The sequence below is a fragment of the Desulfoglaeba alkanexedens ALDC genome, assembly GCF_005377625.1.
Lineage (GTDB): Bacteria > Desulfobacterota > Syntrophobacteria > Syntrophobacterales > DSM-9756 > Desulfoglaeba > Desulfoglaeba alkanexedens.
Genome location: NZ_CP040098.1, coordinates 2,971,068 through 2,983,765, shown reverse-complemented (window position 1 = coordinate 2,983,765; position 12,698 = coordinate 2,971,068). Strand labels below are relative to the sequence as shown.

General features: G+C 58.6%; 11 protein-coding genes. 1 reads left to right on the top strand and 10 read right to left on the bottom strand.

Annotation, left to right across the window (positions count from 1 at the left end):
• Positions 1–3 precede the first annotated feature (3 nt).
• Positions 4–684 (bottom strand): response regulator, encoded by a 681-nt coding sequence (locus FDQ92_RS13450; RefSeq protein WP_137425368.1) that lies wholly within the window; start codon positions 682–684, stop codon positions 4–6.
• Positions 685–781: 97 nt separating this feature from the next.
• Between FDQ92_RS13450 and FDQ92_RS13445 the strand changes: the two genes are divergently transcribed.
• Complete coding sequence (locus FDQ92_RS13445; protein ID WP_170180371.1) at positions 782–1,852, top strand: glycosyltransferase family 9 protein; 1,071 nt, start codon at positions 782–784, stop codon at positions 1,850–1,852.
• On the opposite strand, the gene FDQ92_RS13440 is transcribed toward FDQ92_RS13445, so the two are convergent.
• The 9 genes from FDQ92_RS13440 to FDQ92_RS13400 form a co-directional block, all read right to left on the bottom strand.
• A complete protein-coding gene (locus FDQ92_RS13440) occupies positions 1,822–3,522 on the bottom strand; it encodes an ABC transporter ATP-binding protein (protein WP_137425366.1) in 1,701 nt (566 codons plus the stop codon). The two genes, FDQ92_RS13445 and FDQ92_RS13440, sit on opposite strands and share 31 nt — an antisense overlap.
• A 1,229-nt stretch (positions 3,523–4,751) precedes the next feature.
• On the bottom strand, positions 4,752–5,735 hold the full coding sequence (gene cbiQ, locus FDQ92_RS13435) for a cobalt ECF transporter T component CbiQ (RefSeq protein WP_137425365.1): 984 nt from the start codon (positions 5,733–5,735) through the stop codon (positions 4,752–4,754).
• A 46-nt stretch (positions 5,736–5,781) separates the two neighbouring features.
• Positions 5,782–6,399, bottom strand: a complete 618-nt coding sequence (cbiM, locus tag FDQ92_RS13430) for a cobalt transporter CbiM (protein WP_137425364.1) — start codon at positions 6,397–6,399, stop codon at positions 5,782–5,784.
• Positions 6,400–6,408: 9 nt separating this feature from the next.
• Positions 6,409–6,780 (bottom strand): hypothetical protein, encoded by a 372-nt coding sequence (locus FDQ92_RS13425; RefSeq protein WP_137425363.1) that lies wholly within the window; start codon positions 6,778–6,780, stop codon positions 6,409–6,411.
• 9 nt (positions 6,781–6,789) lie between these two features.
• Complete coding sequence (locus FDQ92_RS13420; RefSeq protein WP_211341282.1) at positions 6,790–7,122, bottom strand: hypothetical protein; 333 nt, start codon at positions 7,120–7,122, stop codon at positions 6,790–6,792.
• A gap of 209 nt (positions 7,123–7,331) precedes the next feature.
• Complete coding sequence (locus FDQ92_RS13415; protein WP_137425362.1) at positions 7,332–8,138, bottom strand: DUF4198 domain-containing protein; 807 nt, start codon at positions 8,136–8,138, stop codon at positions 7,332–7,334.
• A gap of 939 nt (positions 8,139–9,077) precedes the next feature.
• A complete protein-coding gene (locus FDQ92_RS13410; RefSeq protein ID WP_137425361.1) occupies positions 9,078–9,920 on the bottom strand; it encodes an MBL fold metallo-hydrolase in 843 nt (280 codons plus the stop codon).
• An 84-nt stretch (positions 9,921–10,004) separates the two neighbouring features.
• A complete protein-coding gene (locus FDQ92_RS13405; RefSeq protein WP_137425360.1) occupies positions 10,005–11,645 on the bottom strand; it encodes an acetate--CoA ligase in 1,641 nt (546 codons plus the stop codon).
• Positions 11,646–11,926: 281 nt separating this feature from the next.
• Positions 11,927–12,535, bottom strand: a complete 609-nt coding sequence (locus FDQ92_RS13400; RefSeq protein WP_137425359.1) for a CBS domain-containing protein — start codon at positions 12,533–12,535, stop codon at positions 11,927–11,929.
• Positions 12,536–12,698: the final 163 nt, after the last annotated feature.

Genomic DNA, 12,698 nt, shown 5'->3' with positions numbered 1-12,698 from the left:
CCGCTACTCCCGGAACCGGTAGCCCACCCCTCGTATGGTTTCAACCAGGTCGGCGTAGGGGCCCAGTTTCTGCCGCAGCCTTCGGATGTGCGTATCGACGGTCCGGGCGTACCCCTCAAACTGGTAGCCCCAGACACGATCCAGGAGCTGGTCGCGGCTGAGCACCCGTCCTCGACTCCCCATCAATTCCACCAGCAGTTTGAATTCCGTCGCCGTGATGGGAACCTCTTCTTCGTCCACCCACACCCTGTGGCTGTCGGCATCGACTCGGAGTCCCTCCGCCTCCAGCACCGATACCGTACCTTCCGTGCTGGAACGCCGGAGGATCGCCCGTACCCGAAGCACCAGTTCCCGGGGACTGAAAGGCTTGACCACGTAATCATCCGCTCCCAGTTCCAGACCCAGAACCCGGTCCGCTTCCTCCCCCCGGGCGGTGAGCATCAAGATGGGGATGCGCGACGTCTTTTCTTTTCTTCTAAGGATCTTGCAGATTTCCAGGCCGTCCAGGCCGGGCAGCATCAGATCCAGAACCACCAGGCTCGGCACCTCCCGATGGGCCGCCTCCACGGCGACTTCTCCATCCTGACAGACGATCACCTCGAAGTCGGCCGCCCTAAGGTGCCAGGCGAGAAGGTTAAGAATATCCGGATCGTCCTCAACCACAAGTATTTTTTCCTTTACCATGAATCTCCCTCATCGTTTACTCTGCAAAATCGTATCAGTGTAAATGCCGGACTGTGTCGGAACGACGAAGGCCCTGTCACGGAACGGTGACCTTGCAATGAAAAGCATCGGGATTTTCCACCAGGGCGCCTTGGGCGATTTTCTTCTTTCTCTTCCCGCTGTCGAAGGATTTTACCATCTCTTCGGCCCATCATACATGGATTTCTGGACCAAATCCGAATACGCTGCCCTTTTTTACGGCAAGGCCTACGCCGGCCGTTTCTTCAGTCCCGACGACTCCCGCTGGGCCGCCTTCCACATGGACGACTTCACCGCCGCACCCGCCCTTCCTCCGGGGGTCACCCAACTGGACGCCTTTTTCCTCTTCGGCCAGGAAAACACGAAGCGCGTCGCCGATCTCCTTTCGCGGAGGCTCCGCATCCCCGTCCACTGGATTCGCTCTTTCCCGAACGAAGCCGCTCAGCGGTCGGTGACCGAAACCCTCGTGGATCAGTTCCACGCCCTGGGATGGCCCATTCCGAACAGGCCCGTTCGCGTGATGGCGGATCCCGCCGAATCCCTTCTTGCGGAAGACATTCTCCGCAACCAAGGCATCGCCGGCGGCCCCTTCGCCGTCGTCCACCCCGGCAGCGGAAGCTTGAAGAAGATCTGGCCGCTTCGCAACTGGTGGTCGCTGGTTCGGTGGCTCCGAAACGACGTGGGCATCCCGGTCGTCTTGACGCTGGGGCCCGCCGACGCGCCGCTTCACCCTTTCGCCGAAACCGCCCGGGGCGAGCTGGGAGCGGCCGTCGCCTCTTCCCTCCCGCTGGCCCGCCTGGTGGCGCTCCTGGATCTTGCCGCTCTCTACGTCGGAAACGATTCGGGGATCACACACCTGGCCGCGGCCGTAGGAACGCCTTCGGCCGCTGTCTTCGGCCCCACGGCGCCCGAAATCTGGGCACCGCGGGGGCGGAACGTGCAGGTGATTCGGAGACAATGGAATCCGGAAAACGTGCTGCACTGGGATGCCAAGGCAGCCGATGCCCCCGATGAAGCGGCGGCCGCCTTTGTGGAGCGGGCGCTCGCCGGGGAGTCGACCCGGCACTCCCGCGATCGGCGGCGCAACTGTGGGAAAGGCGAAACTGCAGGAAAGTGGGGTCAGCCGGCGGCCGGAAACGCCGATTCCTGAAGCCTCAAGATCCGGCGGCGGCATTCGCTCTTGTACGTGTACGCCAGGCCATTCAGACTATCCAGGTGCTCATCGTTCAGGAAGGCGTCCATGGGGCCGTCTCGAATGATGCGGCCCCCGTGCATGACCACCGTCCGTTCGCAAAGAAGGGACAGGAAGTGCACGTCGTGGCTGATGACCACAAGGGTCACCCGAAGCTCCCGGAGAATTTCCAGGAGACGTTCCTCACTTCGAGGATCCAGGCCGGAGGTCGGCTCATCCAGGATGAGCACACGCGGATGCATGCCGAGGACCGCCGCGATAGCGAGGCGCTTCCGCTCCCCGCCGCTCAACCGATGGGGCGCGCGATCTTCGAACCCCTCCAGTCCCACGCGCGCCAGAGCCTCCCGGGTACGCCGGTCCACTTCGGCGGCTGCAAGCCCCATCTGCCTGGGGCCGAAGGCCACCTCTTCCCGACAGGAAGGACAGAAGAGCTGATCCGACGAATCCTGGAACACCATGCCGATATGCCGCCAAAGCCGCTTTCGCCGCTTTTCGTCGACCGGCTTGCCGTCGAAACGGTAAGTACCACGCCCGAGGCGCAGACCCAGCAGGCATGCGGCGAGCGTCGACTTTCCGGCGCCGTTTTCCCCCACCAGAGCCAACTTTTCACCGGCGTGAACCGAAAGGTCGATGCCCCGAACGCCCCAGGTCCCATCGGGGTAGCGATAAGCGAAATCCTTCAGCTGGATCAGCGGAGAAACCTCGGCACCCCTCGAAGACCGCCCCTCGGGGCTGCCGCTTTCCTGCGCATTCCCCGAATCCGCCGAAGGCTCGATCCTCCCGGGTTCATGGATGCCGCAGCAGCTGAATCGAAACGAAAAATCCAGCCCGTGTTCACGAAGCGAGGGCGGGTGGGCCACCAGGGCCTCCAGCGTGTAGTCGTGGTGAATCCTTCCGTGCTCCAGGACCACGGCTCTCGAGCACAGGCCGTAGAGAAAGAGGAGGTCGTGGCTGATGACGATCAGCGTCCCATGAAACTTTTTCAGCAGCTCAACGAAGACGGCTTCCTGTCGCGGATCAAGGTTCGCCGTGGGCTCATCGAGAATCAGCACCCGCGGCTTCATGGCGAGCACCGCGGCGAAGGCGGCGCGCTTTCGCTGACCGTAGCTCAGATGGTGGGCCGGTTTGTAGAGGAAGGCTTCCAGCCCCACGTGCTCCACCGCTTCCCTCACCCGGCGGTCCACTTCCTGCGGGTCCCATCCCTGGTTCAACGGACCAAAGGCGACGTCTTCGTAGACTGTGTTGCAGAACAGGTGGTCGTCGGGATCTTGAAAGAAAAGCCCGATTTCGGTACGGGCCCGCAGAAGGTGATCGCCTTCAAGCAAACCCCCCGCGTAACATACACGCCCCCGACGGGGCGTGTAGAGCCCGTTGAGCACCTTGGCCAGTGTGGTTTTTCCCGAACCGTTCTGCCCCACCAGGGCGATTCGATCGCCTTCCTGGACGGTGAGGTCGATGTCCTCAAGGGCCCGGCGGCCGTCCGGGTAGACATAAGACACCTTTTCGACCGCGATCAGGGGGCGGCCCGGTTCCAGAGACAAGGGAAGGGAAGCGATCTGCTGGTGCAAAAGGCACCTCGTCGTCTCTTTCGTGGAAATGACTTCGCCGTCGCGCCGCCGCTTCGGCACTTTAAAAGCCCCTTCAAGTCCACCGAAGGGAAAAAGCCTCTCTACTCCGGCCTAAGCGCTTGTCCAAAAACAAGCTCACGAAAGTTGGGCCCTGAGGTTCCTTGTTCCTGATAGGAGCGGCCTTGGCCGCGACCCGTAAAACCGGTGGTAACGTAGAAAATAATAGACCTAATATTTGATGCCAAATTCTATTTCCCCTCCCCTTGTGGGAGGGGATTAAGGGCATAAGCGCTAAGTTATTTTGTAAAGATTCACGGGTTACATTTATGCCATTGGGTTGTTTTTAAAGATGAACGTCGAACATCGAACATCGAACGTTCAACATCGAATGAAAAACCGGGTTGCATTTATGCCATTGGGTTGTTTTTAAAGATGAACGTCGAACATCGAACATTGAACGTTCAACATCGAATGAAAAACCGGGTTGCATTTATGCCATTGGGTTGTTTTTAAAGATGAACGTCGAACATCGAACGTTGAACGTTCAACATCGAATGAAAAACCGGGTTGCATTTATGCCATTGGGTTGTTTTTAAAGATGAACGTCGAACATCGAACATTGAACGTTCAACATCGAATGAAAAACCGGGTTACATTTATGCCATTGGGTTGTTTTTAAAGATGAACGTCGAACATCGAACGTTGAACGTTCAACATCGAATGAAAAACCGGGTTGCATCTATGCCATTGGGTTGTTTTTAAAGATGAACGTCGAACATCGAACATTGAACGTTCAACATCGAATGAAAAACCGGGTTGCATTTATGCCATTGGGTTGTTTTTAAAGATGAACGTCGAACATCGAACATCGAACGTTCAACATCGAATAAAGAAACGTCGTACACGCTGAATAAATTTTAACCATCTCTGGTCCCCCTAAGTTCCTTTTTTCCCATTCACCGTTCGATGTTCGATGTTCGATATTCGATATTCGATGTTCGATGTTCGATGTTCGATGTTCGATGTTCGATGTTCAATGTTCAATGTTCGATGTTCATTTTCCAGTCGATACCGGGCAAAAACAACTTAGCGCTTATGGGGATTAAGGGAAGCGGGAGAGGGGAACTTTTTGACCTTCGTTAACTTTTGCCCTCGTTTCCAAGCTCTGGCTCGGGATCGGCCTCAATCGAAGCTAGAGCTTCTGCACAGTTGTGTTCCCAAGCTGGAGCTTGGGAACAAGGTGGACGGTGAAGCTTGGGAACAAGGTGGAAAAGCCTCTCTCCTCCGCGCTAACCGCCCTGGAAAGGAAAAAGGAAATGGAGCCAGGCCGTCATCGACTGGACCGGCACCATCCGATCCAGCAGTAGGAGGCCGGCTCCCAGGGCGGCGAACACCGCCCCCTTGGCCCAGTCACTTCCGCGAGCCGTGAAAGAAACCGTCGCTGGAAATTCCCCGCGGTAACCACGGCAGAGCATGGCTTCGTAGACCCGCTCCGTCCGTTCGAAGCTTCTCACAAAGAGCATCCCAAGGAAATTCCCGGTCGCTTGAAGCGTCGCCCAATTGGTTCGCTTTCGAAAACCCCGAACGGCCATTCCCACACTCATCCGCCGAGCTTCATGCTGAAAAACGTAAAGGTAGGGGTGCGCCAGCAGCAGCATCTGGCAAAGGTTCTTGGGCAACCCGATACGAGCGAGAGCCGAAACGGTGACCGAAAAAGGAGCCGTCCCCAGGAGGGGTTCCATAAGAAGCGTAACCGCCGTCGCCTTGAGCCCGATCAGCAGGGCGATCTCGAAACCCCGGACGTTGAAGCTCAGCCAATCCAACGGCATGACCACCGCTACCATGTCCCCGTCCTTCACCGGTACGGTCAAGGGCATCACGAGAACGAGCATGACCAGAAAACCGCCCATCGCGGCCACCCGCCTGAACGCTCTCCCCAACGGAACGCGGGCCGCCGCCACGCAGGCCACAGAGACGGCCGCGGCCGCCAGGGCCATGAGGACGGTTCTGAGCGAAACCACCAGGAAGCAGTACGTCAGGATCGACGCGATCTTGAAACGGGGGTCCCACTCGTGAAAGGGCGAACGGCGGTCATGGAACGCATCCACCGCGGGAAGGGACCAGTCCCTTTCCGACTCATCGTCTCCTTTCACCTTCGAAGCTTCGCCCTGAAAAACCCGGCGACAGCCCCAGAGGGCCGCTCCCGCCGCCACGACGGTTCCGGAAAGAAAGGCGGGCCAAGGGATCCTCAAGACCTCGGAAACGTCTGTCATGCTCGCACCCTCGACCGGAGGTCACATTCGATCTCCCGCCTCGGCTTCAACGGGAACCGGAAGTGAACGGCCTGTCCAGCAGTTCCGGTTTGACCTTGGCCAGAAAGGAAATCGAAACCCCGGTGATCAGAGCCTCCACCGCCATGACTGGAATATGGGCTGCCAAAGCGATCTTGGCGATCCCCAGGAAATCTTCACCCCCAGTGAACAGGAAAAGGGCGAGGATCAACGCGGCCAGTGCCACCGCCAGGGCACCGGCGACGGCCCCGAGGACCGCTTGTCGGGCCGCCCCTTCCCCCCGGAAGGTCCGAAACAGGGCCCCCGCAACCCATGCCGGGACCCCCATTATGACAGCATTGGCTCCCAGCGCCGTGATTCCACCGAACCCGAAAAGAAAGCTCTGGAGAATCAGGCCGAGAAAGATGGCGAGAAAGGCTGCGGGCCCGAGCAGGATCCCCACCACGCCGGGAAGAAGCAAGTGGACGCTGGTGGGGCCCAGAGGAACATGGATCAGCGAGGCCACAAAGAACGACGAGGTCACCACCGCCACCTTGGGGAGATCCTCCGCCCGTGTTCTTCGAAGACTCCAGGCCGCTGCAGCTGCCGCCGCCGCAAAGCCGCCGAGCGTCACCGCCGTCGGCAGCACTCCGTCCGAAAGGTGCATGTCACTTCCTCATGTCCCCGGCCCGGTTCGGCCCGAGCCCCTTGCGCGGAGGAAAAAGGCCACTCCGAAGAGTCCGAAAATGAAGCCGACGCCGGCCATCGCTTCCTCCAACCCGGGCTGAGAAACTTCCTCACGAAGGCGTGCCACATCGCGTCGCAAGTGGTGCATCTCCTGGGACAGCCGATCCAGTTCTTCCTTGATCAGAGCCAGATCTTCTTCGCATCCCGAACGACGCTCCGGCCGTAACCCCGCTCGTTCGGCCTCAGACGACGCTTCCGCCGCCCGAACCACCGAGCCCGCTTCAGAAAAACCGGACGGTGAAAAGATCCCTATCGCCGCAAGGCACGCGGCAGCCAGGACCGCCTTCCCAAACACCGGCACCGACTTCAACTAGTCCCCCAAGTCTTGCTTCTTCAGCAGAAACTGGTTCCTGTGGCCCATAGATGCGTCGATCACGATGGTCAGGTCGTCCTTTTTCGGAAGGGGGAAGGAAAAGAGCCCTTCCGCGTCCGTTCTGCCTTCCAGCAGTCTGCGCCCTCCGCTATCGAGGACCTGGATCGCGGCGTTTCCCGCGGGCTTGCCGTCAGGGAAATAGCCTTCCACGTGTACCGTGCCGCGTTCCACATAGGCGAAAACGTTCACCTTGTGACTCCAGGCGGGAACCGAAAACCCCGTCACGGCAGCCATGACCGCCAGGATGATCCCCATTCGCTTCAGGTCCATCTCCTCCTCCAGTCAACACCGCCACCCACTGAACCACCGCCGGCAAAACGGTTTCCTCGACCTTTTTTCTTGTTCCCAAGCTCCAGCTTGGGAACACAGCTGTGCAGAAGCTCCAGCTTCGATTCCCATGGGACCGTTCCCAGGCCAGAGCTTGGGAACGTGGGGAATGCCCCGCCCCTACAGGTGCCCAATTCTAGGAGCGGCCGGTCTCAACGCATGTCCGTGGTGCGCACCCAGAAGACGGCACCGATTTCCACATCCTTTTTAACGCCTTGGCGTTCAAGCTTCCAAGACGCATCGCTCAAGGCCGCGAAACCCCACCAGCCGGCCCTCGGCATCGCGTAATTGAAGATCCCGTCTTCGTCGGCCCGGATCACCTGGGTCACAAAGGGGTCCGACGGAGGCTGAACGAAATTCGGATTGCCGGGCGATTCGTTCAGGTATTCCACTTCGATCTCCGCGTGTGGTACAGGCCGCCCCTCCAGCAGCACCCGGCCGGTGAAGATGTTTCCCGTCCAGAGGCCGTAAGGCCGGCTCAGGGGAACGATTTCCGTTTCCAGGCCCACCGGTTCGTCCCAGCCTTCCTCCAATCCCAGGGCGTTCACGCACACCTTGGTGTAATGCACGATATACTTGTCTTCAGCAGGTTCCCAGTAGGGAGCCGGTTCCACGTAGAATACGTAATCCCCGGGACGCCCGATCGCAACCTCGCCTTTCCAGTAAGTGAAGCTTCCCTCCTGATGAGGGCCTTTCCCCTCGGCCTCTTTTAGAACCGGAAGCAGGTCCTTATGCTCCCCCGAACGAACCACGCCGAACCTTTTGGGCTTCGCCATCGCCATGTAAGCTCCTTCCATGGGATGGACGAATTTCACCTCCACCATCAGGTTCTTCGTGTCTTCCTGGGTGACGATATCGTCGGAAGGCAGGATCACCCCGAAATGTGCGAGGGCATTCCAAGGAAAGGCCAACACCGCGATCAACGCGGAAGGTACCACCCATCGAAGCCAGAATCGCATAGCAAACCTCCTCGTATAGCCTCATCGAGACACCGAAGCCACCGCAGCACAAAAAAAGGCCGACACCCAAGTGCCGGCCTTCGTGACCCGATTGAAAGAGCTGCCGGGAACGCTCCCGCTCCCCGCCCATGCACCCGCCGATTCCCTCTAATCCTTCTGGCTCCCGGCCCATGGAGGCCGGCGGAACGCTTCTGCGTTCCTCCCTTCGAGCAGCGTCCGACGCTCATGCAACTTAGCGGAGATCTTTCTTCAAGTCAAGCGCGGAACCCGACGCTCTTCATTGCAGATGCCTCACCGGAAAGAACCGACGCTCCTGTGGCCTTCGGCTGACGCGGAACCTAAACCATCGGTAGCGTAGAATAATAGACCTGATATTTGATGCCAAATTCTATTTGGGGATAAGAGCATAAGCGCTAAGTTATTTTGTAAACATTCACGGGTTACATTTATGCCATTGGGTTGTTTTTAAAGATGAACGTCGAACATCGAACATGGGTGCAGATTTTTGCTTCTTGTTCCCAAGCTCCAGCTTGGGAACAAAACTGTGCAGAAGCTCCAGCTTCGGTGAGGCCGTTCCCAAGCCAGAGCTTGGGAACGAGGGGAACGAGGGGATGTTCGATGTTCAATGTTCGATGTTCGATGTTCAATGTTCGATGTTCAATGTTCGATGTTCGATGTTCGATGTTCGATGTTCAATGTTCGATGTTCGATGTTCGATGTTCAATGTTCGATGTTCAATGTTCATTTTTCCAGTCGATACCGGGCAAAAACAACTTAGCGCTTATGGGGATCAAGGGGAGGGGGGAGAGGAGGATTTTTTGACCTTCGTTAACCTTTTTGCTTAAGGTCTCCACTTTAGAACGCTACCAAACCCTTTGCCGGGAACTCACAAGGCCTTGCCGCCTCGACGCTTCCCGCGCCGCCCCTGAGGGGTCCGGGCTACCCGACTTCCAGTACGAACCCGACGGGAGCAAAGGCGAAGCCGGCACCGAATTCCACGGCCAACCTGGCTGCAGGCAGCTGGCCCGTGCAATGGCATACCGCCAGCGTCTTCACCTTGAATCGCTTCAAGGCCTCGATGGTCCTCTCCAGCTGCTCCCTGGCCGAAAACCCCAGGTGAGTCCCTCCGAGAACGGCGTGAATGCGGTCGATCCCCGTTTTTTCCGTGATGTGCTCCAGGATGTTGATGATTCCCGCGTGGGCGCAGCCCAGTACCACCACCAGGCCCTCGGGGGTGTTCAGGGCGATGGAGTAGTCGTCCAGGAACGGGTCGGGAACCCACGCACCGTCCCGAAGCACCGCGAACTTGGGATCCCCGGTTTCGAAATCCGTTCTGCGGGGGACCACTCCCGTCACCCATACCCCTGGAGCCAGTTCTTCGAACGACTCCACCCAACGAAAACGCGCCCCGCGACTCACCACATACGCTTCGCGCCAGGGCAGGCCGATGGAAATCGGCTTTTCTTCAGGGCCGACCGGCATCCAGCGGAACCGCTCTTCCAGCACCTGGGGATGGGCCACCACTTCGCACGGCCCTCGAACCCCCAAGAAGGCCAGCAGGCCCCCGGTATGGTCGTAGTGGCCGTGGCTCAGGACCAGAGCCGACACCTTCTGCAGGTCCTTCTTGAGGCAAAGCGTGTTGGGAACCAAGCCGAAACCCTGACCGGTATCGAACAGCAGCGTTGTTTCCGGGGTTTCCACGTAGGCGGAAAACCCATGTTCGCCAAGGAGCCCCGGCATGGTAACCGTATTTTCGCAAAGCACCGTGACCTTCCAGCTCATAGCCACCTCCTGGAAACAAGAGCGCCCCGCAGGGATGCGGGGGAAGAACGTTGCGGGATGAACAGGCCTGAGCCTGCTCGTCGTCTATTTCCGGAGCAGCCGGCGCAGCAACTTCCCGGTGGGCGTCCGCGGAAGAGCTTCCACATACTCCACTGCGCGCGGCAGCTTGTACACAGCGATGTGCTGCTTCAAGAATTCCTTCAGTTCCTCGAAGAACGCATCGTTACCCTTATACCCGGGCTTCATGACAATGTACGCCTTGACGATCTGACCCTTCTCCGGATCCGGAACCCCAACGACCCCGGCGTCCGCCACCGCCGGGTGCTTCATGATCGCTTCTTCCACTTCCGCAGGGCCGATGCGATAGCCTAAAACCTTAATCACATCGTCTTCACGTGACACGAAGAAGATGTTCCCGTCTTCCCTCATATAGACCGCGTCGCCCATCTTGTTCCACCCTGTGGTCACGTTCTCTTGCTGAGACCTCAAGAGCCGCTCGTTGTCCACGTAGGGTTTCCAATATAGCGTGCCGGAAGGCGCCTTAATAACCATGCTACCCACTTCGTTGGGCTTCACGTCGTTCCAACCCGCATCGATGACCCGCACCTTGATGCCGGGCAGAGGCTTCCCGATGGAGTTGGGAACCGGCTCGGGGTTCATGGTGTTGGATGTGACCAGGTGAAGCACTTCGGTCCCGCCGAAGCCTTCCCAGATGGGCTGCCCCGTCAGCTGTTTCCACCCTTCCAGCGTCTCAGCCCCCAGCGCGTCGCCTGCCGTCGTGTAAAGCCGCACCGAGCTGAGATCGTACTTCTTGAACTCCGGGAACTTCATGAGAACCCAGTAGGCCGTGGGCAGACCGGTGACCACCGTGATCTTGTGTCTCTGGATGAGATCCAGCATGTCCGCCGGCGCGAACTTGGGAAGGAGAGAAATACCGGCGCCTCCCGCGAAAGGTATGAGGGTGAACGTCCCGAAGCCGGCCGCGAAGGAAACCGGAGCCGATCCTCCTAGGATATCTCCAGGCTTCAGGTCATAGACATACTTATTCACCAGGCAGGCCTCGATGATCACCGGCCTGACGAAGTGCACGCAACCCTTGAGCATCCCGGTGGTCCCGGACGTATACAGGATGACCCCGATGTCGTCGGCGTCCAGCATCCCCGCTTCCAGCTCCGGCGCCCCCTGTTCCATCATCTCCTCGAAGCTGAAGTTGCCTGCCGCCTTCACCTCATCCGGCTTTCCCCCGATGACGATGACCTTGGTTCCGTACTCAAAATCGTCCTTGGCTTCTTCGACGGGTCCCAGAAGCGGCTCGTTGACCACGAAGAACTTCATCTCCGCATTGTTGGCCACAAAAGCCACCTCTTCCTTGGACCACAGGGGGGACATAGGTACGGGGATCCCTCCCACCTTTTCAATGGCGAAGATACTGACCATGGCCTGAGGGGAATTGACCAGCCGGATACCCACACGGTCCTGGGACTCCACCCCGGCCGCCTTCAGCGCATTGCCGAACTTGTTGACCATCCGCTGAAGATCGGTGTACGTGAAGGTCTCGTCCATGAATTTGACTGCAACGCTGTCCCCCCGGCCTTCGCGCACGTGCCGATCAACGAAGTAATCGGCCAGGTTGAGCTTCATGGGAATGTCGGAAAACTCTTCGGGAACGATGTATTCGGGCCACATTTCCTTCGGGGGCAGATAAGATTCGGGTATCCTTGCCATCCTTACTCTTCATTACTCGCTGCGTTTGTTCATCGCGGCGGGGGCGCCGCTTTCTATTCCCCTCCCCTTGTGGGAGGGGATTAAGGGGAGGGGGGAGAGGGGGATTTTTTGACCTTTCCCCTCGTTCCCAAGTGCTGGCTTGGGAACGGCCCCATGGGAATCGAAGCTGGAGCTTCTGCACAGCTGTGTTCCCAAGCTGGAGCTTGGGAACAAGGAAATTGAGGCAAACGCTTTTGCAATCCGCAATCCACATAAAGGAAAGCCGATCGGACGTCATCCGGTCAGGATTCGCTCGAAACCACCTCCACCCCGTGATCTTTCAGCTTCGCGACGATGGGAGCCAGATCACACTTCTTCAAGCGAAAGCAATAGACCGGGTGCTGGTCTTCGAACGGCCCGAGGTAACAGACACTGATGATTTCCGCGCCGGAGCCGTGCAGCACGCGCGTCACTTCTTCGAGCGTCGTTTTCGCAGCTCCCATCTTGACATCCAACCGGCTGGATTGTTCCATGATGCCGAGAAGCGAAATGAACGCCGAGAGAATATCCACCACCGTGATCACGCCCACCAGCCGGGCGCCGTCCACCACAGGCAGGCCGCCGATGCGCCGGTTCAGGATGAGCAGAGCCGCTTTCTCCAAAGAATCGTGCGGGCGGACCAAGTAAGGCTGGCGGACCATCACGTCCGCCACCGTCAAGTCTTCGAGCATGGACGCGATCAGGGCCCCTCGCAGGTCCGCATCCGTCACCCATCCCACCAGCCCCTGGGTTTCGTCCACCACGGGCAGATGGCGGATCGAATGCCGCTTCATGAGGGCCAGCGCTTCCTGGATGGAGGCCTTCTCCGTTGTACTCACCACATCGGTGGTCATCCATTGGCGTACAATCATCCGGCCTACCTTGCGACAACGGGTTTATAGGATTTTGCGTGTCAGCAGCATGGAGGGACAACCTGACAGTCAAGTTACGTTAACAAGTTATCCTTTAATGCAAAATCAGGCGGAAGCGCAACAGGAAAATCGTACATGCGGGGGGCGGCGGGCTTCCAATTGA